The following is a 23,921-nucleotide window of genomic DNA, read 5'->3' on the forward strand; positions in this document are numbered from 1 at the left end:
GATCAGAAGGGTGTGCGACTCAAGTGTCTTCGGCCTGCGAACGCCTGTACTGTTGCACAAACAGCGCAATGCTGCCGCAGACCACGCCCCAGAATGCAGACCCCACGCCGACGATGACCACCCCGCTGAGTGTCACCAGAAAGGTGATGAGTGCCGCTTCGCGGTGGGTCTCATCGCGCAATGCGGTTGCCAGGCCGTTGGCTATGGTTCCCAGCAGCGCCAAGCCGGCGATGGCCACCACCAGTTCTTTGGGAAACGCGGTCAGCAGTCCGGTGATCACCGCACCAAAGAGCCCGATCATCACATAGAGCGCGCCGCACGATACGGCGGCCGTGTAGCGCCGGCTGCGGTCCCGATGCGCTTCGGCGCCCATGCACATGGCTGCCGTGATGGCACTGAAGTTCAGCGCAAAGGCCCCGAAGGGCGCCAGCGCCAAGGTGGCCAACCCGGTGAGCGTGATGAGCCGGGATACGGGCAGGTCGTAGCCGGTGGCACGGATCACCGCCACGCCGGGCAGGTTCTGCGAGGCCATGGTGACGACAAACAGCGGGATCGCCAGGCTGACGATGGCGGCGACACTGAACCGGGGTGCGGTGAAGATCGGCTGCGCCAGTTCCAGCGTCACGGCCGACCAGGCCATCCGGCCTTGGGAGGCCGCATACACCACGGCCACGGCCAGCGTGATGACCACGGCATAGCGCGCAGCCAGCCGGCGGCTGAGCAGATACACCAGCAGCATCAGGAGCACCAGCGGCAGCGCCGTCTGGGCGGCGACAAACGCTTGCAGGCCGAACCGGGCCAGCACGCCGGCCAGCAGCGCGGTGGCGATTTCCATCGGGATGCGGTTCATCACGCGCTCGAACCAGCCGGTGATGCCCGCCAGCGTAATGAGCACCGCGCTCGCCATGAAGGCGCCAACGGCTTGCGCCATGTCGAAGCCCCCCGCCAGCCCGGCCGTTGCCAGCACGGCGGCGCCCGGTGTCGACCAGGCCACCATGACGGGCTGGCGCAGTATCAGCGAAGGCACCAGCGAGCACAGTCCCGAGCCCAGGCCCAGCGCCCACACCCAGGAACTGATCTGGGCCGGCGTGGCACCAAACGCCTGCGCGGCCTGGAACACGATGGCCACCGAACTGGTAAAGCCCACCAACACCGCAACGAACCCGGCGACGGCGGTCGAGAGGCTCAGGTCTTTGAAAAACTGCATGGCCCGATTCTGGCATCGTGCCTGCTGGAGCGCTCTGCGCAGGGCGCCAGCCCCGGGCGGGCATTGCAGCACAATGACGCCATGCACCCCAGCCTGTCTGCCCCGGCCGCAGCGCCGGACGCCACATCGTCCGGCGCGTCGTCCGCCACCGCGTTGCCGGATTTCCGCTGCCGACCGCGCGCCTTCCTGCGCGCCCTGTTCGATGCCGCCGTGCGCAGCGCGCAACCCTTGCATGGCATGCGCGCATGGCTGCCGCCGCCGCCCAAGGGGCGCACCCTGGTGCTGGGGGCGGGCAAGGCCGGCGGCGCGATGGCGCAGGCGCTGGAGGCGCTGTGGCCTGCCGATGCGCCCTTGTCCGGTCTGGTGATCACGCGCTATGGGCATGTCCCGCCCCGGCCTGCGGGCCTGCCGCAGCGCATCGACGTGGTCCAGGCCGCGCACCCGGTGCCCGATGCGGCGGGCTTGGCGGCGGCGCAGCGCATTCTCGATCTGACCCGGGGACTGACCGCAGATGACTTGGTGCTGTGCCTGATCTCCGGCGGGGGCTCGGCATTGCTGAGCTTGCCCTGCGACGGTTTGACGCTGGCGGACAAGCAGCGCATCAACCGCGCGCTGCTGGACAGCGGGGCCCCTATTGGCGCGATGAACTGTGTGCGCAAGCATTTGTCGCGCATCAAGGGCGGACGGCTGGCGGCGGCCTGTCTGCCCGCGCGGGTGGTGACGCTGGGCATCAGCGATGTGCCGGGCGACGATGTCTCGGTCATCGCCAGCGGCCCGACCGTGCCCGATGCCAGCAGTTGTGCCGAGACGCTGGCGCTTCTGGTGCGCTACGGCATCGATCTGCCCGCCGGCATCGGGGCTGCATTGCAGGCCGGGATGCTGGAAACGCCCAAGCCCGGCGACCCCCGTTTTGCGGGCCATGCCGTGCACTTGATCGCCACGCCCTGGCAAGCGCTGGCGGCGGCGGCCGAAGCGGCGCGCGCGGCAGGGCTGGCGGCCCATCTGTTGTCCGACGAGATCGAGGGCGAGGCGCGCGAGGTGGGCCGGGTGCATGCGGCCTTGGCGCGCTCGGTGGCGCGGCGCGGGCAGCCGTTTGCCAGGCCCTGCGTGATTTTGTCGGGGGGCGAGACCTCCGTCACGGTGCGCCCGCGCGCGCCCGGCGTGCCGGCGGGGCGGGGCGGCAGGGCCGGGGAGTTTTGCCTGGGCTTGGCGCAGGCGCTGCAAGGCCAGGGCGGCGTGTGGGCCTTGGCGGCCGATACCGACGGTATCGATGGCAGTGAAGACAACGCCGGGGTTTTTGTCGACCCCAACACCCTGGCCAGGGCCGAGGCCCAGGGTCTGCGCTGCGCCGAGCATCTGGCGCGCAACGACGCCTGGGGGTTTTTTGCCAAGCTCGACGACCTGCTGCTGACCGGCCCCACGTACACCAATGTGAATGACTTCCGTGCGCTACTTATTTTGTAGCCACAAACGCATGGGTATCAAGCGCTCGGGGCGGCTCGGGGCGGTTTGCGTACAGCGTCTAATGCGCGCGCATCTTGGCCCGCAGCCGGACTATCGACTGGCTGTGCAGTTGGCACACCCGCGATTCGGTGATGCCGAGCACGGCGGCGATTTCCTTGAGGTTCATGTCGTGCTCGTAGTACATGCCCATGATGTGCTGCTCGCGCTCTGGCAGGCTTTGGATGGCGGCCACCAGCGAGGTCTTGAGGCGCTGGTCGCGCAGCAGTTCGACCGGGTCGGCGGCGCTGTCGACGATGTGGCGCTCCAGAAATCCGTCTTCCGCTTCGCGCTCGTCACGGCCCTGTCCCATGTCCTCCAGGTACACCAGTTGGGTGCCGCGAACCTTGCCCAGCAGGCTCTGGTAGCTGGCCAGGTGCAGGCCCATCTCGCTGGCGATCTCCGACTCCAGCGGGCTGCGGCCCAGTCTTTGCTCCAGCCTGTGCACGGCCTGCTCGATCTCTTTTTGGCTCTTGCGCGCACTGCGCGACATCCAGTCGCCCTCGCGCAATTGGTCGAGCATGGCGCCGCGGATGCGCTGGCTGGCAAAGGTCTCGAATTGCACGCCCTGGGCCACCTGGTAGCGCGACAGGGCGTCGGCCAGGCCCATCATGCCGACCTGTATCAGGTCATCGAGCTCCACATTGGCGGGCAGTTTGGCGATCATGTGGTGCGCGATCTTGCGCACCAGCGGGACATGCTGGCGCAGCAGCGCATCGCGGTCGAGCTGGCCTTTGGCGGTGTACATCGGATCAGTGGTGCCAGACACCATGCGCAGGCGTTGGCGAGAAGAAGAAGTTCAACTCGCTGGCCTTGGGGTCGAAGGCCGATGGGGCCGGGGCCCGCATCGATGCGCTGACCAGTTGCTGCGCATCGGCGCGCTGCCAGTCTTCGGGAACGCGCTGGCCCTGGGTCAGGCCGCGCAGCAGCACCCGGTGGCGGATCAGCGCATCGATCGCCGGGCCTGGCTTGGCCGCTTCGTCCAGTTTGGACAGGATGGCTTGCAGCGCCTGCGGCGGGCCAGCGCCAGCGCCGCTCTCGTAGGCGCCGAGCATCTCGTCGAGCGTATCCCCGTGGCAGCCGGCGTTGAGCACCAGCAAGCGGTTGACCTGGGGCAGATCGCGCAGATCGGTCAGTTCGCGTTTGCGGGGGTCGCGGGGGGGCAGACCGGGGGTGTCGATCAGCACCAGCTTCTTGCCGCAAAACAGGCCCAGCAGGTCGTGCAGCGCGGCGCGGTCATGGGCCAGATGGGCGACGATGCCCAGCATGCGGCCATGGCTGCGCAACTGCTCATGCGCGCCCGGGCGGTAGCCGTCCATCGTGATCAGGCCCACGCTGTCGGCGCCGTGGCTGCGGGCGCACAGCGCGGCCAGTTTGGCGATGGTGGTGGTCTTGCCCACGCCGGTGGCTCCGAGCAGCGCGTAGATGCCGCCTTGCTCGTACAGCGGGGGTGCGGCCAGATCGGTGCGCAGGTTGTGTGCCAGCGCCTGCAGCAGCCAGCGCACCGAGGCGGCGGCCGACAGGTCGGGCGGCATGCGTTCGAGCAGTGCGCGGGCCAGCGTGGGCGAGTAGGCGGCGCGGATCAGCTTGAGCATCAGCTGCGACTGTATCGGGTGCTGGCGCGCCTGCCCCAGCCAGGCCAGCGTGTCCAGGCGGTCTTCGATCAGCGCCTGCATCGCATGCAGTTGCTGCGCCACGCCGGGCGGGTTGGGGTGTGCCACGGCGGACGCCGGCATCGGTTCGAACGCCGGCGCGGGCATGGGCCCGGACGCCGCCGGTATCGGCGTAGGCGCCGGTTCGCGGCGCTGTCCTGACGGGGTCGGCGTTGCCGGGGGCGCTGGCGCGGGACTCTGCAGTGCGGCCTCATGGCGGCGGCGCAACATGCGCTCGCGCACGTAATCCTGAAACGACAGGGTGCTCATCGCCAGTTGTTCGGTGTCTTGCGCCACCGGATTGCGCTCCGGGCGACCTGGGCGGGGTGGGGCGGGTGGGGCGGGTGGGGCCGGTGGAGGGGGTGGGGGGCTGGCCGCAGTGGCATCGAGCGCCGACAGCAGGCTTTCGGCCGTGGCCAGCACTTCGACGCCCTGGGCCGTGGGACGGTTGGACAAGATCAGGGTGCCGTCGCCGAAGGCCATGCGCGCTTTCGCCAGGGCCTCCCGGGAGGTGGATGCGTGAAAGCGTTGGATGTTCATGCGGCTGCCCCTTGCAGGATAGGCCCGATGCGGATGCTGTGGGTCTCCGGAATCTCACTGTGCGCGAGCACCTGCAACCGGGGCGCGGCACGGCGCAGCAGGCGGGCGATGGCGCTGCGGATCTGGTCGGGCACCAGCAGGCAGGCGGGCAGGCCCTTTTCCTCTTGCTGCAGGGCCACCTCGGCCGCCTTGTGCGTGAGCAGATCGGCCACGCCGGGGTCCAGCGCCGGGCCGGTGCCGTTGGCATTGCCCAGGGCCTGGACCAACAGACGCTCCAGGCCGGGTTCGATGGCGATGACATCGAGCTCGCGGGCCGGGCCGTAGATCTGCTGCACGATGGCCGGCGCGAGCGCAATGCGCACGCGCCGGGCCAACTCGACCGGGTCGGAGACGCTGCCGGCATGTTCGGCCAGGGTCTCGACGATGGTGCGGATGTCACGGATATGCACCGCCTCTTGCAGCAGCAGCGCAAGCACTTTCTGGAACGCGGCGATCGGGACCATTTTCGGCACCACTTCCTCGATGAGCCGCGGTGCCAGCTTGGCCACATGCTCGACCAACTGCTGGGTCTCCGTGCGGCTGAGCAGCCGGGCCGCCTGCACCTGCATCAAGTGCGACAAATGGGTGGCCATCACGGTGGCGCAGTCCACCACGGTAAAACCGGCCATTTGCGCGGCTTCCCTGTGCTGCGCATCGATCCAATGCGCGGGCAGGCCAAAGGCCGGGTCGGTGGTGGGCGTGCCGATCAGCGGGGTGCTGATGCCGCCGGGGTTGATCGCCAGGAACAGGCCGGGGAAAGCCTCGCCTTCGCCCACGATCACGTCGCGCAGCGTGATGCGGTAGCCGCCGGGCTTGAGCTCCAGGTTGTCGCGCACATGCACGGCCGGCGGCAGGAAACCCACTTCCTGCGCAAACTTGCGGCGCACGCCCTTGATGCGCGTGAGCAGGTCGCCCTGGCGGCTCTTGTCGACCAGGCTGATCAGGCGGTAGCCCAGTTCCAGGCCCAGCAGGTCCACCGGCTGCAGGTCGTCCCAACTGGCCTCGCCATCGCTGGCCGGAGGCGGCGCCGCATAGTCCGGCGGCACCTTCTGGCGCTGGTGCATCAGCCAGGCGCCGTAGCCCAGCAGCCCGCCCAGGATCAGAAAGACCATGTGCGGCATGCCGGGGATCACACCGAGCAGCAGCAAAACGCCTGCGCTCACCCCCAGCACGCGCGGCGACATGAACAACTGCTGGACGATCTGGCGGCCCATGTCATGGTCCTTGCCGACGCGCGCGATCACCATCGCAGCGGCCATCGAAATCAACAGACCGGGAATCTGCGCCACCAGCGCATCGCCGATGGCCAGCAAAATGTAGCTGTCGGCGGCCTGCCGGGCCGACAGGCCATGCTCCAGCACGCCAATGGCGAAGCCCCCGACGATATTGATCAGCAAGATCAATATGCCGGCCACGGCATCGCCGCGCACGAACTTGGAGGCGCCATCCATCGCGCCGAAAAAGTTCGCCTCCTCGGCCACTTCGGCGCGCCGGCGCTTGGCCTCCTTGTCATCGATCAGGCCGGTATTGAGATCGGCGTCGACGGCCATCTGCTTGCCGGGCATCGCGTCCAGCGTGAACCGGGCCGAGACTTCGGCGATTCGCTCGGCCCCCTTGGTCACGACCACGAAATTGATCACCACCAGGATGGCGAACACGATCAGCCCCACGGTAAAGTGGCCGCCAATCAAAAAATGCCCGAAAGCCTCGATCACCGCCCCCGCAGCCCCCGGGCCGGTATGGCCTTCGAGCAGCACCACGCGGGTCGAGGCCACATTCAGCGACAAACGCATCAGCGTAGTCAGCAGCAGCACCGACGGAAAAGCCGCGAAATCCAGCGGGCGCAGCATATACGCCGCCACCATCATCACCATCAGCGCCACGGCGATGTTCAGCGTGAAAAACGCATCGAGCATCCAGGCCGGAATGGGCAGCACCATCAGCGCCAGGATCGCGACCACCAGCAGCGGCGCCGTCAAGCCGGCCAGGGCGCCGGTGTTGGCGCGCGCCCAGTGCTGCCATCGCAGCAGCGATTCGGTGATGCGGCTCATACGGCAACCCCTGGCGCGGGAGTGTGCCGGGGCGGGTTCAGCGGATCGAGCTCCGGCGGAACATCCGGCTCGGCCAGATGCCCGGGCATCAGGCCCTCGCCCCGCAAGGCGGCCTTGAGGCGATAGACATGGGCCAGCACCTGGGCCACGGCCGCGTACAGCGGGGCCGGAATCGCCTGATCGAGCGCGGCATGGGCGTAGAGCGCACGCGCCAGCCGGGGCGACTGCAACACCGGGACGCCATGCTCGCGGGCCAGATCGCGGATCCTGAAGGCCAGCAGATCGGTGCCGCGCGCGATGACCTGCGGCGCGCCCATGGTCTTTTCGTCATACCTGAGCGCCACCGCATAGTGGGCCGGGTTCATCACCACAAAGTCGGCCCGGGGCACGGCGCCGACGCTGGCCCGCTCGGCCAGGTCGCGCTGGCGCTGGCGGATGCGGCCCTTGGTGTGGGGATTGCCGTCCGACTCCTGGTGCTCCTGCCGGACTTCCTGGTGCGACATCCTCAGACGCGCCTTGAAGAACCAGGCCTGCATCGGCACATCGACCAGCGCCGCCAGCAACAGCACCAACAGCAGCCAACCCAGGCCCGCGCCCAGCCAGTCGACCAGCAGGCCCAGCGCGCGCGGCGAGGGTTGCAGCACCAGCATCGCCACCGTGGCCATGCTGCCGGCGAGAAATTGCCAGGCCACCACGCCCAGCACCCCCGTCATCAACACCATCTTGAGCACATTGGCCATCTGCTGACGGGAGAAAAGATGGGTCAGACCGGCGACCGGATCGAGCCGACTGAACCGGGGCTGTATCGGCCGGGTGCTCAGGATCCAGCCGCCGGCGCCCAGTGCGCCGACCAGCGCCGCAACGCCGGTGAGAACGGCAAACCCGGTGCCCGCCACCAGGCCCGGCAGCACCATATCCCGCAGCCGGTCGAGCATGGTGCCGGGCGCCGCGATGGCGGCAGCGTCAAACGCCAACTGCCGGCTCAGCGCCAACTGCATGCGATCGAGCCACTGCGGCGCCAGCAGCCACATGCCGGCGCTCCCCGCACCCAAAATGGCCAGATGCAAGAGCTCGCGCGAGCGCGCACCCTGGCCGTCTGCGCGTGCTTTTTGCAGCTTGCGCCCGGACGCGGGCAGGCTTTTTTCCTGGCTGGATGGCATGGCGGCGGCATGACGCTGTATGTCTGGCCATTGTGGTGAGCGGCGCGCCAATCCAAAGGAGGATAAGGAGGGCGCAGGCCCTTCTTTTCCATGCCGCCGAGGCCATGGCGTCATACACTAGTGTCGCGTCACCGATCATCTGTCGGTCTGCGCTGGCCATCGAAGCGCATCGCGGCGTTGCATCGCTTGCCAATACGCTCGGTATTGGCGGCGCAATGCGCCTTGCGCTGCGCTCCGATGGCTGCGCGCAGCCTACGACATCTGATCCGTGACGCGACACTAGCCCCCTGCGCCAGCAGCTCACGACAAAACCTGACGCCCGCCGCAAAGTCGATCCATGCGTTGCATGTCCGGCCCGTTGGTTTTTACCCCCAGGCCCACCGTCCCCCGGTTCGCGCCAGAAAGCCGCCCGCGACCCATGAAACCAGCGTGCATACATATTCACGGCGCACAGGCTCGGGGACGCTCAATTCCACACCTGCTCCGATGGCGCCCGAATCGCCGGTGTCACGCAATCGCCCGCCGCTTGGCCGCCAGCCAGGCCAGTGCCATTCCGGTGACTGCGATCGGCGCCAGCGATCCGGCGTTGAGCAAGGTCCAGCCCTGCGTGGTGACCAGCACACCGGAGGAAAACGAGCTCAGCGCCAGCGTGGCAAACACGCAGAAATTGACGATCGCCTGGGCACGGTCTTTTTCTTCGGGGCGGTAGGCCGTCATCGCCAAGGTGGTGGCGCCGGTGAACAGGAAGTTCCAGCCCATTCCAAGCAGGAACAGCGCAATGCCGAAGTGCTGCAGCGCCACCCCCGCCAGCGCAATGGCCACGCAGCCGGCATTGAGCAGCACGCCCGCGCCCATGATGGACAGCACGCCAAAGCGCTTGATCAGGTGGCCGGTGACAAAGCCGGGCGCAAACATGCCGATCACATGCCATTGCAGCACCTGCGCGGTGGCGTTGAAATCAAAGCTGCAAATCTTCATGGCCAGCGGGGTCGCCGTCATCAGCAGGTTCATCACGCCATAACCCAGTGCCGCCCCCAGGATGGCGACGACAAAGGCGGGCTGGCGCATCAGTTCGGCCAGTGGCCGGCCCCGGGCGGGCTGCCCGGCGGCATCGAGCACCACGGGCGGGGCCTCGAAGCGGATCGCGTTCATGCACAGCATCGACAACAGCGCCACGCCTATCAATGCGATGTAGCAGCCGGCAAACGGCACCGGAAACAGCGTGCGTGTGGCGTTGGCCAGGTTGGGGCCGATCACCGCACCCAGCAGACCGCCGGCCAACACCAGCGACACGGCTTTTTCGCGGTAGGCGGTGGCGGCCAGTTCGGCGGCGGCAAAGCGGTACAGCGAGCTGTTGGCGACGTAATAACCCGCCACCACGGTGGCCGTGCACAGCAGCCAGAAGTTGGCGCTGAAAGCGGCCCAGGCGCACAGCGCTGCCGATGCCGCCGCCACGGCCAGCCCGATCTGGAATGCCCGCTTGCGCCCCCATTGCCTCTGGCTGCGCGCCACCAGCGCGGTCGACAATGCGCCGCCAACCACATAGCCCATCACCGGCAGCGTGGCCATCCAGCCAAAGGGCGCCAGCGCCAGCCCCACCAAGCCGTTGACGGCAATGAAGACGATGCTGTTGGTCAGGTAAAAGCCTTGGCACAAAGCCAGCAGCCACAGGTTTTTGTTCATGACGGGACAGTGCTTGGGGGCTGGCAATGGAGGGTCGGGCGCCGTGCCAGCCGGTGCGGCCCGGGGGCGGGGCCGCATCGAGGTTCGACGGCCTGGCTCCGGCATTGTGCATCGCCGCTGAAAATGCCGCCGGGCCGAGCCTCGTCCAACGCGGTGTGCGCGCAGTCATGCAGTCATCCATCGGCACCGGGCGCTTGCTTGCGCGGAATAGGTGTTCGCACGGACCAGCCCAAGGCCGCCGCTGCCGCCACCCATGGACTGGCTCGGCAGATACTGGCTCGGCGGATTCGACTGCTCGATGCGCTGTTGTGTGGGCCAAAGGTCAGGCGCACACCGACCAGGGCCAGGACTACGCGACGATGGGCGCTGTCTGGGCACTGTCGGAACCGGGTGCCGCGAGATGGCGCGAGATGGCGCGAGAAAAGCCCCGGGAATTCCGGGCAGCCATCTGCTGCGGTGCGCCAGCACGGCAATGGCTCGTGCCTGCCCGCCGGTGCCGGTGCTGCTTGGGGCCGTATCAAACCCCAAGCCCGAGCCGGATGGCCTGGTCATCCGGCGCCTCGATGGCCCGCAGCGCGGCGTGCAATTTGTGCGCGTACTCGGCCTCCAGCGCGCTGCCGGCCAGATCGGTCTGCTCGCGGGGGTCGGCGTCGAGGTTCCACAGGTGGTTGCCGCTGAACCGCAGGTTCCGCGCCCATAGCGGCAGCAGGTCGCCCTCGACGAAGGGCTGGCGCAGCACCGGCACCTGGCTGCCGGGCATGAAGTCGATGCGCGCGCGGCGGTCGGGCGGCAGCAGACGCCGGCCCGGCACATGGTGCTGCGGCATCGTCGACCAGCGGTTGGACCACATCGATAGCGGCGCGTTGGCCTGCGCCGGGGCGCGAACGTATTTGTGGCTGCGGTCGATGTAATGCACCTCGCGGCCCCAGACGCCGGCCAGCAAATGCTCGCGCACCTGCTGGCCCGGGTCGGCGATGGCGGGCAGCAGCGAGCGCCCATGCGTGCGGTGCGCGGCCGACACGCCGAAGATGTCGGCAATGGTGGCGTGGATGTCCACGCTCGTTGTCAGCATGTCGCGGCGGCCCGGCGCCATGCCGGGCCAGCGGATCATCAGCGGGATATGGGCCATCGGCTGGTACAGCGGCACGCCCGGTTTGCCGAAGATGTCGCGCTCGCCGAGGTAGTGGCCGTGGTCGGTGCACAGGATCACGGCGGTGTCGGCGGCCAGCCGATTGCGCTCGATCGCGTCGAGCACCCGGCCCAGCCAATGGTCGATCATCGACAGCTTGGCGCCGTAGTTGTTGCGCAGTTCCTGCGCCTGGGCGGCCGTGAGCACGCCGCGCTCGATCGCATCCACCGCGTAGGGCGGCCATACCAGCAGCGGCTGGTGCTCATCGGCCCCCTGGGCCTGCCGGTACCGGCAGGCCCAGGGCTGTGGCGTGTCGAAGGGTTCGTGCGGATCGAACTCGTCGATCATCAGGAAGAAACGCTGATGCCGTCCGGCGTTCTCGTCGATCCAGCGCGCGGCGCTGGCCATGGTCTGCGGGCCGGGAAAGTCTTCTTCGCGCTTGAACCAGGTGCGATTGGTGTCGTACTCGTGCGGGAAGGGGCCGGGCAGCACCTGGTGCAGCGGGGCGCCGATGGCGCACTCGCTTTGCGCCGTTTTCCACGGGTCGCTTTCGTGGCCGCGCAGATAGTCCCAGCCCTGAAAGTCGGCGTGGTAGTTTTCGCCGCCGCTCTCGAACAGGTGCGGGTGGTCCGAGATCAGTTGGGTGACGACGCCGGCGTTGCGCAGCCAGTAGGTGATCGCGTCCTCCCAGACTTCGATCGATCCCCAGGGACGCCAGAGAAAGTCCAGCGCACCGCACAAGATATCGTGGCGCGCCGGCATGCACGGCAGCGAGCCGGCATAGTGCCGGTCAAAGCGCAGGGCGCTGGCGCAAAAGCGGTCGATCTGCGGGGTCTCGAACTCGGTGGCGCCATAGGCGCCCAGCAGGTGGCGGTTCAGGCTGTCGAGCAAAATGACCACGGCGTTGCGCGGCCGGGTCAGCGATGCAGCCGGGTGCTGGTTCATGGTGCAGGCTCGTCCGGAAAGTGGCACGCAACGCTGCTGCCGGGCGCGATCTCGCGCAGCAGCGGCGCCTCGGCCGCGCAGCGTGCTTGCGCACGCGGGCAGCGGGTACGAAAACGGCAGCCGCTCGGGGGCGCCAGCGGCGACGGCAGTTCGCCGTGCAGCGTGATGCGCGCAGGTTGGCGCTTGCCGTCCATGTCTGGCACCGCAGACAGCAGCGCCTGGCTGTAGGGGTGGGCGGGCGCGGCGAAAAAGCGCTCCACATCGGCCACCTCGCACAGCCGGCCCAGGTACATCACCGCCACCCGGTCGGCGATGCGGCGCACGACGGCCAGGTCGTGCGAGATGAACAGCAGCGCCAGAGCGCGGGCGCGCCGCAGGTCTTGCAGCAGGTTGACGATCTGTGCCTGCACCGAGACATCGAGCGCCGACACGGCTTCGTCGCAGATCAGCAATTGCGGCCCGGCGGCCAGCGCCCGCGCGATCGACACCCGCTGGCACTGGCCGCCTGACAGTTGGTGTGGCTGGCGCGCCGCCAACGCGGGATCGAGCCCGACGCGCTCGAGCAACGCCTGCGTTTGGCGCGCCTGCGCAGCGGGGTCGCGCAGGCCGGCGTAGCGCATCGGCTCGGCGATGGTCTGGCCTATGCTGCGCCGCGGGTTGAGCGAAGAGATCGGGTCCTGGAACACGATCGGCATACGGCGCCGCAATATGCGCAGGCGCGCCATGTCCAGCCGCGTGACATCGATGCCGTCGAAACAGACGGTGCCGGCCGTGGGCTGCACCAGGCGCACCAGCGCGCGGCCAAAGGTGGATTTGCCGCAGCCGGACTCGCCGACCAGGCCCAGTGCTTCTGCAGGGGCCAGGCACAGCGTGACGCCGGCGACGGCCTGCAGGCGCCGCCCGCGCACGGTGAAGTCGACCTGCACGTCCTTGGCTTGCAGCAATGCGGCGGCCTTCATCGCGCAGCCTGCGGCAGCGCCGGCCCGGCTGGCGCGGGATGCCAGCAGGCGAAGCGGTGCGGGGTTTGCAAATCGCCGGACAGCGGCGGCGGTTCGGCGGCGCAGCGGGCGTCGGCCTGGGGGCAGCGCGGCGCAAAGCGGCAGCCGGCCGGGAGCGCGCGCCAGTCCGGCGGCCTGCCGTCGATGCTTTGCAGCCGGGCTTGGCGATCGTCGTGCAAACGCGGCAATGCGCGCAGCAGCGCAGCGCTGTAGCGCATGCGCGGCGCGGCGAACAGGGCTGCGCTGGGCCCGATTTCGGCGATGCGGCCGGCATACATCACCGCGACGCGGTCGGCATGGGCGGCCACCACGGCCAGGTTGTGGCTGATCAGCAGCACCGCCATGCGGCGTTCGCGGCGCAGGCCGTCGAGCAGATCGAGCACCTGCGCCTGCACGGTGACGTCGAGCGCCGTGGTCGGCTCGTCGGCGATCAGCAGTTGCGGGTTGCCACTGAGCGCCAGCGCGATGACCACGCGCTGGCGCAGGCCGCCGGACAACTGCACCGGGTACTGGTGCGCGCGCCGCGCCGGGTCCGGCATGCCGACCTGCTCGAGCAGTTCGAGCGTGCGGCGCCGCGCCTGGGCGCGCGACAGGCCCAGCCGGCAGGTCAGCGCATACCCGATCTGCGTGCCTACCGTCAGCACCGGGTTGAGCGCGGTCATCGGGTCTTGAAACACCATCGCGATGCCGACGCCGCGCAGCGCCCGCCAGTCGCGTTCGGCCAGAGTGCCCAGTTCGCGCCCGGCAAAGCGGATCGATCCTGCGACCCGCGCCACGCTGCCCGGCCGGTGCAGCCCGAGCAGCGTGCGCGACAGCACTGTTTTGCCGCAGCCGGACTCGCCGACCAGGCCCAGCATCTGGCCGGCGGCGATGTCAAAGCTGATGCCATCGAGCAGCGGCGCCGGCATGTCGCCGCTGCGCAGCCAGAGCGCCAGGTCGCGCACTTCGAGCAGCGCGCTCGCTGGAGCGCCTTCGGGCGGCCGGGCGGCGTTCGATGGGATACCTTCGCCTGCGGCTGCGGTGTGAGCGCCTTCGGGCGGCCGGGCGGCGCTCACAGCACCGCTCCCCGGGTATCGAAGCGTCTGTGCCAGGCGTCGCCGATGAGGTTGAGCGTGAGGACGGTGACGAACATCACCAGCGCCGGGATCAGCGCCACATGCGGCGCCTCGGCGAGCACGGGCCGCCCTTGCGCGATCAACGCGCCCCAACTGGCTGCGGGCGGCGGCACGCTCAAGCCCAGGAACGCCAGAGCGCCTTCGGTGGCGATGGCCACCGCCACGTTCGTCAGCGCGTAGCCAAGGATCGCGAGCAGCACGTTCGGCAGCAACTCGCGCAGCAGCACATCGCCGTGCGATGCGCCCAGCGAGTGGGCCGCCAGCACGAACTCGCGCTGCGCATGCAGCAGCGTGGCGGCGCGGGTCACGCGGGCAAAGGCCGGGACCTTGATGAAGGCAATGGCCAGGGTGACGTTGGCCAGGCTCGGGCCGAGCACGGCGCTGATCGTCAATGCCGCCACCAGCGGCGGGAAGGAAAGGATCACGTCGAGCAGCCAGAGCACGGCCTGCTCGTAGCGGCCGCGCAGATAGCCCGCCGTCAGGCCCAGCGCGCCGCCGGCCAGCAGCCCGATCAGCGTGGCGCCCAGCCCCACGGTCAGCGAGATGCGCGTGCCCCAGATGACGCGCGACAACAGGTCGCGTCCGACATCGTCGGTGCCGAGCCAGTGCGCCGGCGAGGGCGGCACGGACAGTTCGGCGAAGTCGGCAGCGCCGGCCGGATCCGGCAGCCCGAGCCAGGGGGCCAGCAGCGCCGCAGCGACAAGCCCGCCGAGCCATGCGAGGGCCAGCAGCAGCCAGGCAGCGCGCGCGGCGGCGCCTGGCCGGAGCGCCGGCCTAGCCATGGCGCATCCTCGGGTCGAGCAGCAGGTAGGCCATGTCGACCAGCAGGTTGACGAGGCAAAAGGCGACGGCAATGCACAGCACCACGCCTTGCAGCAGCGGGTAGTCGCGGCTGAGGATGGCCTCGACCATCAGGCTGCCCATGCCGGGCAGCGCGAACAGGTGCTCGATGATCACCGCGCCGCCCATCAGCACGCCGGTGTTGATGCCGAACACGGTGATCATCGGCAGCAGCGATGGCCGCAGTGCCTGGCGCAACAGGATATGGGCCACGCTGTGACCCTGGGCCTTGGCCAGCAGGATGAAGTCTTCCTGCAGCGTGGCGATCATGTCGCTGCGCACCAGACGGGCGTAAATCGCCGTCGGCGCGGCGGCCAGCACCAGGGCCGGCAGCACCATGCTGCGCAGGTTGGCGCCCAGGTCGGTGCCGATCGCGGTGTAGCCGGTGGCCGGCAGCCAGCCGAGCCGCACCGCGACGACATAGATCAGCACCATGGCCAGGATGAATACCGGCGTCGACAGCAGGCCGTAGGCGCCGGCGCTGATCAGGCGATCGAGCGCGCCGTCGCGGCGCCAGGCGGCCAGCACCCCGAGCGGCAGGCCGACCAGCAGCGCTGTGGCCTGCGCCAGCAGCATCAGTTCCAGCGAGACCGGCAAGCGTTGCAGCACGGCCTCGGCCACCGACTCCCGGGTCATCAGCGAGCGCGCCAGGTCGCCGGTCAGCGCCGACCCGAGCCAATCGAAGTAGCGCAGCAGCACGGGCCGCTCCAGCCCCAACTGCTCGCGCAGCGCCGCGATCTGGGCCGGCGCGGCCTGCTCGCCGAGCATGGCCGGCACCGGATCGCCCGGCAGCAGGTTGATGAGCACGAAGGTCAGCACGGTCGTGCCCAACAGCACGGGCGGCAGCCGCAGCAGGTGGCGGACCCAGGCGTTCATCGCCAGCGCCTGGTGCTTATTTTTGCAGCCAGATTTCGGTGGCGCGGAAGATCTGCACGCCGGCCCATTGCGCAGGCGGCACGTTGCGCACCGAAGGCTTGTGGATGATGGCGCCGATCTTGCGCATCAAAAAGATGACCGGCGCGTCCTCGGCCAAAATCCGGTTGGCCTGCTGGTAGCTTTCCAGGCGCACTTTCGGGTCGGCATTGACCCGGGCCAGTTCGAGCAGCGCGTCGAGCTGCGGGTTGGCGTACCTCATGTAATTGAAGCGGCCGCGCGAATGGAAGCCCTCGAACAAGCCATCGGGATCGGGGTACTCCTGCGCCACCCAGGTCGCGGCCTCGAAGTTTTTCTTGACCAGCACGCGGTCGATGAGCTGCGGCAGATCCAGCGGCGCAAGCCGCGCCTGCACGCCGACTGCGCGCCACATCCGTTGCAGGATTTCGGCCTGCTTGCGGCCCTCCGGGCTGGCCAGCGTCAGCAGCTCGAACGCCACCGGCTTGCCGTAGGCCGCCAGCAGTTCACGGGCCGTCTTCGGGTCGTATCCCGGCCAGGGGGCTTGGCCGTCATACGGGGAGCCTTCGCCCAGCGGGCCTTGGCCGGGCCGGCAAATGCCGTTGGTCATCAGTTTGACGAAAGCCTCGCGGTTCACGGCCAAGGCCAACGCGCGCCGCACGCGCGGGTCGCTGAACGGTGCGCGGGAATGGTCCAGCACCACCATCTGCGAGCCCAGCCCGATGTTGATGCGCGCCTGCAAGCCGGCGGCGCGCGCCTGCTCGGCCTGCAGGGGATTGATGGTCTGCATCAGATCGATGTCGCCAGCGCGCAGGCTTTGCAAGCGGGTTTGCTCGTCGGGCAGCGGTCTGAAGACGATGCGCTCCAGATGGGGCAGGCCCGCGCGCCAGTAGGCCGCATTGCGCTCGACGACGATGCGGTCGCCGCGCGTGAATTGCACCAGTTTGAACGGACCGGTGCCCACCGGCCGGATGCCGTAGTCGGCGCCCGCGGCGGCGACCGCCGTCGGCGAGGGGATGAAGGCAAAGCTGGCCCCCAGAACCTGCGCCGGAAACGAGGCCCAGCCACTGGCCAACCGGAACACCACGGTGTCGGAGGCCGGCGTCTCGATGGCCGTGATCGCCTGCACCGTCGGCAGGCAGGTGCAGCGCGTGTCGGGATCGGCCAGGCGTTTGAAGTGCGCAGCCACGGCCTGGGCATTGAAGGGCGTGCCGTCATGAAAGCGCACCCCCTGGCGCAGCGTGACCGTCCAGCGGCGGCTGTCCGGCGAGCGCTCGACGCTGGTGGCGAGCGCGCTGTGGTAGCTGCCGTCGCGCTGGATGTCGATCAGCGGGTCGTACACCGCGTAGAGGACGGCCTGCGAGCCGGCATCGCCGCTGCGGCCGGCCGGATCGAGCGTGGCCGGCTGGGCGTACAGGCCGACGTTCAACGTGCCGCCGGCCTGTGGCGTCGGGGCAGGGGCGGCAGGCGCAGGGGCGGCAGGCGCAGGGGCGGCCAGGGACTGCGCCAAGGTCAGCGCGCAAAAACCCGCGCCCAGGAGTCGTTGCGTGCGCATGGGGTTTGTCTCCTGCGTCCGGGTTGCAGTGGTTTTCAGTGGTTGTGCCGGGGCTGCGCGGCGGCCACGCCCCGGTACTTCAGCGCAGGCTCCATGCAGGCACCGCTGGCCAGTTGGCCCACCGTGGCGCGATAAAGCTCCTGCCATGGCGTCTGGCTCGGCGGCACCGGCGGCACTCCGGCCTGCTTGCGCTGCGCTATCTCGGCCTCGGGCACCAGCATGTCGCAGCGGCCACGGGACATGTCGATGCGCACGCGGTCGCCGGTGCGCAGCCAGGCCAGCCCGCCGCCGGCAGCGGCCTCCGGCGAGGCATTGAGGATCGACGGGCTGTCGGAGGTTCCCGACTGGCGGCCATCGCCCAGGGTCGCCAGTGTGGTGATGCCGCGCCGCAGCAAAGCGTCCGGCGGCTGCATGTTCACCACTTCGGCCGACCCCGGAAAGCCCAGGGGCCCGGCACCGCGCATCACCAGGATGCAATGCTCGTCGATCTCCAGCGCCGGATCGTTGATGCGCGCATGGTAGTCGTCAGGCCCGTCGAAGACCACTGCGCGGCATTCGAAGATCCCTTCCTGACCCGGCTGGCTCAGGTAGCGCGCCCTGAATTCATCGGAGATGACGCAGGTCTTCATGATCGCGAAGTCGAACAGGTTCCCGCTCAGCACCAGAAAGCCCGCGCGCTCCATCAGCGGCTGGTCGTAGGCGGCAATCACGTCGCGGTCGCGGCTGCTGCGGCCTGCGATGTTCTGCGCCAAGGTCTGGCCGGTGACGGTGGCGCAAGTGCCGTCGATGCGGCCGGCGCGCAGCAACTCGCCGAGCACGGCCGGCACTCCGCCGGCGCGGTGAAAGCTCTCGCCGAGGTACTTGCCGGCGGGCTGCATGTTCAGCAGCAGCGGGATGTCCAGGGCCTGCTGCCAATCTTGCGCGCCCAATTCGAAGCCGGCGTGGCGCGCCATCGCGTGCAGGTGCGGCTGCGCGTTCGACGAGCCGCCGAGCGCGGACACGGCGGCAATCGCATTCAGGAAAGAGGGCCGGCCCAGAATCTTCGATGGGCGCAGGTCCTCGTAGGCCATCTCCACGATGCGCCGCCCGGTGTCATAGGCCATCTGCCCGCGTTCGCGGTACGGCGCCGGTATCGCCGCGCAGCCCGGCAGCGAAAGCCCGAGCACTTCGGCGAGCGCGTTCATCGTCGAGGCCGTGCCCATGGTGTTGCAATGTCCGGCCGAGGGCGCCGAGGCGAGGGCGGCATCGAGGTACTGCTCGGCATCGATCGTGCCGGCGGCCAACTGGCGCCGGCCGCGCCAGATCACCATCCCGGAGCCTACGCGCTCGCCATTCATCCAGCCGTCGAGCATCGGCCCGCCGGACAGGACGATGGCCGGCAGATCGACCGTGCAAGCGGCCATGACGGCGGCCGGCGTGGTTTTGTCGCAGCCGGTGGTCAGCACCACGGCATCGATGGGGTAGCCGTGCAGGATTTCGACCAGCCCCAGGTACGCCAGATTGCGGTCGATCGCGGCCGTGGGTCGCCGGCAGTTCTCGAAGATCGGATGCACCGGGAACTCGATCGCGATGCCGCCGGCGTCGCGAATGCCCTCCCTGACGCGCTGCGCGAGCGCCAGGTGGATGCGGTTGCACGGCGCCAGGTCGCTGCCGGACTGGGCGATGCCGACGATGGGACGGCCAGAGCGCAACTCGGCCGGCGTCAGGCCATAGTTCATGAAGCGTTCCAGGTAGACCGCCGTCATGTCCAGGCGGTCGGTGTCGGCGAACCAGGCGCTGGAGCGAAAGGGTTGGGGGGGGCGTTTTTCAGTCATGATGGGCTTTCGGCTTCGTGGGACGACTTCGCGGGACGGGATGGCAATGCGCCGGGCGGTCGTCAGCGCCACCCCGCATCGACAAAGTAGTTGTGCGCCGTGCACATGCGGGCGTCGTCCGAGGCCAGGAATGACACCATCGCGGCCACATGTTCGGGGTCTACGCGCTGCTTGAGGCATTGCTGCTCCAGCATGCGCGCTTCTTCTTCGGGCTTGTGCCACAGCCGCATCTGCCGTGGCGTGCGCACCGCCCCGGGCACGACGCAGTTCACCCGGATGTCGTGCCGGCCCAGGTCGCGCGCCAGCGCGCGCGTCATGCCTTCGATGCCGGCCTTGGCGGTTTCATACAGCACCAACTCGGGCAGCGCCAGATGCCAGGAGATCGATCCCAGGTTGATGATGGCGCCGCCGCCTGCGGCCTTGAGCGCCGGCAGCGCCGCCTGGCTGCAAAACAGCAGGTGGCGCAGGTTCACGGCGATGCGCTGGTCCCAGTAGGCCGGCGTGATGTCCTCGATCCGGTGCCGCTCGTCGTTGGCCGCGTTGTTGACCAGTATGTCCAGACCCCCGGCCTGCGCCGCGATATCCCGGATGCAGGCGGACAGGGCCTGGATGTCGGTCAGGTCGCAGTGCCGGAACTGCGCTTGGCCGGCGCCAAGGCGCTGCGCCAGCGTGCGCGATTCGTCCTCGATGATGTCGATGAACCAGACGCGGGCTTGCTGGCGCACGAAGTCTTCGACGATCGCGCTGCCGATGCCGGAACCGCCGCCGGTCACCAGCACACGTTTGCCGGCCAAACTGGGATAAATCGCTGAACTCATTGGTGCACTCCATGAAGATGCCGGTGGCTACCAGAGACAGTTTAGAGGGGCTGGACCTCGCTGTGACTTTCCATGCGCCAGTCGCGGCCCAAGGTGCGCAATGGGCCACACACTTGCACCTGCGCGCGCAGGCGGATATCGGCGCTCGATGCGCCGAGCGCCAGATCGAACAGGCCGGGTTCGACGATACGCTGGCCGGTCATGCCGGTGAAGCCGAGCATGTCGACCGGCACGCGGAAAGTGACGCGCGCGCTGTGCCCGGGCTCCAGCGCCACGCGCCGGAAGGCTTTGAGCTCGCGCACCGGGCGCACCAGGCTGGCCTGGCAGTCCCGCACGTACAACTGCACCACCTCGATGCCGCTGCGCTCGCCGACGTTGGCCAGCTCGAAGCTGAGCTCCACCTGGCCGTCTTCGATCGGCACCTCGGGCGTGGCGACGGCCAAGCGCCGGTATTCGAAGCGGGTATAGCTCAGCCCATGCCCGAACGGATAAGGGCTGCCGAAATGCAGCGCGATCGGCGTGCCACCGCTTTTGAGCTTGTGGTTGTAGTAGTAGGGCATCGCGCCCACGTTGACCGGCGTGGACAGCGTCAACCGGCCCGAGGGTTCTACCCTTCCTGCCAAGACTTCGGCCAGCGCGCGGCCGCCTTCCTGGCCGCCGGCAAAAGCCATGACGAACGCCGCCAGCTTGTCTTCCAGACCACCGAGGTTGTACGGGCGCCCTCCGGACAGCACCACGATGGTGGGGGTGCCGGTGGCAACGACGGCTTCGAGCAACTGCTGCTGCACCCCGGGCAGGCTCAGGCTGTCGGTGTCGGAGCCCTCGGCAATGGTTCCTCTTTGAAACAGGCCGGCCAGATCGCCAACGCAGACGATGGCCAGGTCGGCGCTGCGCGCGGCCTGCGCGGCGGCAGGGATGCGGTCGGTGCGGCGCGATACCGGCGAAGCCTGGCGCGGCAGCTTGCCGGCGTCGTCCACATCCCCGGGGAACACCGGTGTTCCCGCGCTGCGTTGCTCCAAAATTTGGCAACCTTGCTCGTAGCGGACCAGGCTCGCGCCGAACAGTGCCTGAATGCCTTGCAGCGGGGTGACGATATGGCTGGTGTCTTGCACTTCGTCAGGGGCAATGGAATGGGCGTGGTAGCTGTAGCCGCTGAGCTGGCCCATGGGGTCGGCCGCCGTCGGGCCGATCACCGCGATGCGCTGGCGCGCCGCCGGCGCCAGCGGCAAGATGCCGCTGCGGTTGTCCAGCACCACGAGCGACTGGCGCGCCGCTTCGAGCGCGGTCGCCACGCATTCGGGGCTGCGCAGCCTCGGCGGTTCGGCGCGATCCTCGAAGGTCTGCTCGAACAGGCCGAGGCGGAATTTTTCCTTCAGCACACGGGCGACGATCTCGTCGATCTTGGCCAGCGTGATGGCCCCGCGCTCGAGCGCGAGCCGCAGTTGCATGGCGCAGTCGTCCGCCGGCAGCTCGACATCCAGCCCGGCATTGAAGGACAGCGCCGCAGCATCGGCCGCGTCCGCCGCCACCCGGTGGTGCCGGTACAGCAAGCTGACGCCGACATAGTCGGCCACCACCAGCCCGTCAAAGCCCCATCGATGGCGCAGCACTTCGGTCAGCAGATGCCTGGACGCATGGCAAGGCTCGCCATCGATGTCGTGGTAGGCCGGCATCACCGAGCCGGCATTCGCCTGCTTGACCGCCATCTCGAACGGCAGCAAAAAAACGTCATTGAGCTCGCGCCAGCCCAGATGCACCGGCGCGTGGTTGCGCGCCCCTTCGCTGAACGAGTGGCCGGCATAGTGCTTGAGCGTTGCCAGCAGGTCGCGCTGCGGGCCTTGCAATCCCCGCACATAGCGCGTGGCCAGCACGCCGACCAGATACGGGTCTTCGCCAAAGGTCTCCTCGGTGCGGCCCCAGCGCACGTCGCGCGACACATCGAGCACCGGCGCCAGGCCCTGATGGCAGCCAAGCTGCCGGCATTCCTGGCCTATCTGCTGCGCGACGGACTCGATGAGTTCGGGGTTCCAACTGGCGCTGAGCGCCAGCGTCGAAGGAAAAGCCGTGGCATCCCGGGTCATCAAGCCCACCAGGCATTCTTCGTGCGACAGCGCCGGGATGCCCAGCCGCGTCTCATTGCGCAAAAAGCGTTGCAACTTGTTCAGCGCGCGCAGTCCGCTGCCGGCCTCGACGCTGTGCGTGCCCAGCGGCCGCGTGACCTGCCCGACCCCGTTGGCCAGGCGCCGCTGAAACGATGGCTGATCGGTGCCGTCGATGAACCCCACGCTCGGGCGCACATGGTGCTGTCCGTCCTCCGAGAGGATCAGCCAGAAGGCGTGCATCTGCGCGATCTTCTCGTCCAGGCTCATGCGCTCGAGCAGGTCGCGCACACGGGCCTCGATGGGCTGCGCAGGGTCCTTGTAGGGGGCTGGTGAAAATGCTGTTTCCATGGTGGTGATGGGCGGGTTCGCGGGTTGACGGGTTGAAAAGGGGGGCGGGGTTCATCGATCTGCGCGTCGTGCGGACGGCGCGTACTTGCGGATCAAGCCCTCCAGCGGCTGATTCACGCGGCATTGCGGCAACGAAAAGGACGCAAGAGTCCGGTCGATGTCGTTTTCCGTCAGCGCCTGAAACAGGCTCACATAGCTTCTTTGCAGCATTGCGCCGGTAAAAAAGCACAGTGCCGACTGGCTGAAACAGGCCCGGCCGTAGCGGCGGTCGATGCCGTCGTCATCGATCACCCCGCAGACCTGCTCGGCCAGTTGCCCGACGGCCTGCCCGATCGGCGTCGGCGGCATCCATTGCATCCAGTGGTCGGTTCCGAGCAGCAGTTTCTTGCCGATGAAGTGGCCAACGCGCTGCATGTACTCCGATGCCGGGTCCAGCGTCACCAAGCCCATCACGCCGACATCCTTGTAAGTCCAGGTGGTCCAGTGGGCGCGGTGGCGCTCGAACAGGCCCAACTGCTCGTCCATCGCGCGCAGGCGGTCTGGCACCTCGTGCGCCGCACCGTTGTAGACCGAACCGAACTCGCCGATCCACAGCGGCACCTGGTGCCGGTCGGTGAACACCGTGCCTTCGTGCTCCAGGAAAGCCTGCTCCTGCCGCGCCAGGTCCCAGGTTTCAGGCCCGGCAGTCCTGGGGCCGGGCAGATCGATGACACCCGGGTACTTGCCCGGCCCGAAGCCGGCCGCCGTGTAGTTGTGGCTGCTGTAGACCAGGTTCTCGGCAAACGGAGCGTCCAGCCCTGCGAACTGCCGGGAATAGCAATCGCCTTCGAGAAAGATGATGTGCCTGGCGTCGATCTGGCGGATGGCTTGCACGGTGCGCCGGTACACGGCATTGAGCAACGGCCACTCGGGCCGGTAGTTGCCGTGGATGTTCCAGGGCAGGTCGCCGCGTTGGTTGCCGACGCAGGGTTCGTTGATCAGGTTGTAGCCGGCGACCACGGCCCGGTGCCGGTAGCGCCGGGCGATTTCGCACCACAGCGCGACGAAGCGGTCCTGGTAATGGGCGTCATGCCAGAACAGGCTGATGCCCGATGCGTTGTCGGAATGCCAATGGACGTTTTGCCAGCCTTGCACCGCGTGCAAATCAAGGATGGCGTACAGGCCATGCTTGTCGCACCAGTCGAGCACCCGGCCCAGGCGCTCGAACCCCGCTTCCTTGTAGGCGTAAGGCTTGTCGTCGTCCTCGAAGTGGCGGTAGTTCAGCGGCAACCGGACCACTGTCGCACCCAGGCTTCGGATGTACGCGATATCGCTTTCGTTGAAGAAATGCTCGAGCAGGCGCTCGAAGAAGAACTCGGCCCGGGCGGCGCCCAGGACTTCGGCCATCTGATGGCGCAAGGTATGTTCTGCGCCCGAATGGCCGTTGATGAAGTCCTCCAGGTTCATCCAGCCGCCGGCGCAGGTGCCCGCCAGGCGAACCACGCTGCCTCGTGCGTCGACGATGTTCTTGCCTTCGGTGCGTAAGAAATCCATG

At 68.5% G+C, this 23,921-nt stretch carries 18 protein-coding genes; 2 read left to right on the forward strand and 16 right to left on the reverse strand.

Annotated features, from left to right (window positions below; all coding sequences use genetic code 11):
* Positions 1 to 19 precede the first annotated feature (19 nt).
* On the reverse strand, positions 20 to 1,207 hold the full coding sequence (locus tag VEIS_RS04565; protein WP_011808718.1) for a benzoate/H(+) symporter BenE family transporter: 1,188 nt from the start codon (positions 1,205 to 1,207) through the stop codon (positions 20 to 22).
* An 81-nt stretch (positions 1,208 to 1,288) separates the two neighbouring features.
* Between VEIS_RS04565 and VEIS_RS04570 the strand changes: the two genes are divergently transcribed.
* The gene (locus tag VEIS_RS04570) at positions 1,289 to 2,671 is read left to right on the forward strand and encodes a glycerate kinase type-2 family protein (protein ID WP_011808719.1); all 1,383 of its coding nucleotides are present in this window, start codon (positions 1,289 to 1,291) and stop codon (positions 2,669 to 2,671) included.
* 58 nt (positions 2,672 to 2,729) lie between these two features.
* Here VEIS_RS04570 and VEIS_RS04575 read toward each other — a convergent pair whose 3' ends face one another.
* The 4 genes from VEIS_RS04575 to VEIS_RS04590 are packed head-to-tail and all read right to left on the reverse strand — an operon-like array spanning position 2,730 to position 8,149.
* On the reverse strand, positions 2,730 to 3,455 hold the full coding sequence (locus tag VEIS_RS04575) for an RNA polymerase sigma factor FliA (RefSeq protein ID WP_011808720.1): 726 nt from the start codon (positions 3,453 to 3,455) through the stop codon (positions 2,730 to 2,732).
* Between the two features lie 4 nt (positions 3,456 to 3,459).
* A complete protein-coding gene (gene flhF / locus VEIS_RS04580) occupies positions 3,460 to 4,899 on the reverse strand; it encodes a flagellar biosynthesis protein FlhF (protein WP_011808721.1) in 1,440 nt (479 codons plus the stop codon).
* Positions 4,896 to 6,989 carry a flagellar biosynthesis protein FlhA gene (gene flhA, locus VEIS_RS04585; RefSeq protein WP_011808722.1) on the reverse strand — a complete coding sequence of 698 codons (2,094 nt, stop codon included), beginning with the start codon at positions 6,987 to 6,989 and terminating at the stop codon, positions 4,896 to 4,898. The genes flhF and flhA overlap by 4 nt, the downstream gene beginning before the upstream one ends.
* A complete protein-coding gene (locus tag VEIS_RS04590) occupies positions 6,986 to 8,149 on the reverse strand; it encodes an EscU/YscU/HrcU family type III secretion system export apparatus switch protein (protein WP_011808723.1) in 1,164 nt (387 codons plus the stop codon). The genes flhA and VEIS_RS04590 overlap by 4 nt, the downstream gene beginning before the upstream one ends.
* 104 nt (positions 8,150 to 8,253) lie before the next feature.
* Here VEIS_RS04590 and VEIS_RS28260 point away from each other — a divergent pair, with 104 nt between their 5' ends.
* Entirely contained in the window at positions 8,254 to 8,421 is a 168-nt protein-coding gene (locus VEIS_RS28260; protein WP_157048396.1) for a hypothetical protein, read from the forward strand.
* Between the two features lie 235 nt (positions 8,422 to 8,656).
* Here VEIS_RS28260 and VEIS_RS04595 read toward each other — a convergent pair whose 3' ends face one another.
* The 11 genes from VEIS_RS04595 to VEIS_RS04645 form a co-directional block, all read right to left on the reverse strand.
* Positions 8,657 to 9,832, reverse strand: coding sequence for an MFS transporter (locus tag VEIS_RS04595; protein ID WP_041949808.1), 1,176 nt, complete (start codon positions 9,830 to 9,832; stop codon positions 8,657 to 8,659).
* Positions 9,833 to 10,349: 517 nt separating this feature from the next.
* Entirely contained in the window at positions 10,350 to 11,906 is a 1,557-nt protein-coding gene (locus VEIS_RS04600) for a sulfatase-like hydrolase/transferase (RefSeq protein ID WP_011808725.1), read from the reverse strand.
* Positions 11,903 to 12,865, reverse strand: coding sequence for an ABC transporter ATP-binding protein (locus tag VEIS_RS04605; protein WP_011808726.1), 963 nt, complete (start codon positions 12,863 to 12,865; stop codon positions 11,903 to 11,905). The genes VEIS_RS04600 and VEIS_RS04605 overlap by 4 nt, the downstream gene beginning before the upstream one ends.
* On the reverse strand, positions 12,862 to 13,959 hold the full coding sequence (locus VEIS_RS04610) for an ABC transporter ATP-binding protein (protein ID WP_011808727.1): 1,098 nt from the start codon (positions 13,957 to 13,959) through the stop codon (positions 12,862 to 12,864). The genes VEIS_RS04605 and VEIS_RS04610 overlap by 4 nt, the downstream gene beginning before the upstream one ends.
* Positions 13,956 to 14,801: an ABC transporter permease gene (locus VEIS_RS04615; protein ID WP_011808728.1), complete on the reverse strand. Its 846-nt coding sequence runs from the start codon at positions 14,799 to 14,801 to the stop codon at positions 13,956 to 13,958. The genes VEIS_RS04610 and VEIS_RS04615 overlap by 4 nt, the downstream gene beginning before the upstream one ends.
* Entirely contained in the window at positions 14,794 to 15,735 is a 942-nt protein-coding gene (locus VEIS_RS04620) for an ABC transporter permease (protein WP_011808729.1), read from the reverse strand. Before VEIS_RS04620 ends, VEIS_RS04615 begins: the two co-directional genes overlap by 8 nt.
* A 16-nt stretch (positions 15,736 to 15,751) precedes the next feature.
* Entirely contained in the window at positions 15,752 to 17,305 is a 1,554-nt protein-coding gene (locus tag VEIS_RS04625; RefSeq protein WP_011808730.1) for an ABC transporter substrate-binding protein, read from the reverse strand.
* A gap of 35 nt (positions 17,306 to 17,340) precedes the next feature.
* Positions 17,341 to 19,119, reverse strand: a complete 1,779-nt coding sequence (locus VEIS_RS04630) for an IlvD/Edd family dehydratase (RefSeq protein WP_011808731.1) — start codon at positions 19,117 to 19,119, stop codon at positions 17,341 to 17,343.
* Between the two features lie 62 nt (positions 19,120 to 19,181).
* Positions 19,182 to 19,937: an SDR family NAD(P)-dependent oxidoreductase gene (locus tag VEIS_RS04635; protein WP_011808732.1), complete on the reverse strand. Its 756-nt coding sequence runs from the start codon at positions 19,935 to 19,937 to the stop codon at positions 19,182 to 19,184.
* Positions 19,938 to 19,978: 41 nt separating this feature from the next.
* A complete protein-coding gene (locus VEIS_RS04640; RefSeq protein WP_011808733.1) occupies positions 19,979 to 22,387 on the reverse strand; it encodes a glycoside hydrolase family 3 N-terminal domain-containing protein in 2,409 nt (802 codons plus the stop codon).
* Between the two features lie 51 nt (positions 22,388 to 22,438).
* The gene (locus VEIS_RS04645) at positions 22,439 to 23,920 is read right to left on the reverse strand and encodes a glycoside hydrolase family 5 protein (RefSeq protein WP_011808734.1); all 1,482 of its coding nucleotides are present in this window, start codon (positions 23,918 to 23,920) and stop codon (positions 22,439 to 22,441) included.
* Between the last annotated feature and the right edge of the window lies 1 nt (position 23,921).

The sequence above is a fragment of the Verminephrobacter eiseniae EF01-2 genome (assembly GCF_000015565.1).
In the GTDB taxonomy this organism is placed as follows: Bacteria; Pseudomonadota; Gammaproteobacteria; order Burkholderiales; family Burkholderiaceae_C; genus Acidovorax; species Acidovorax eiseniae.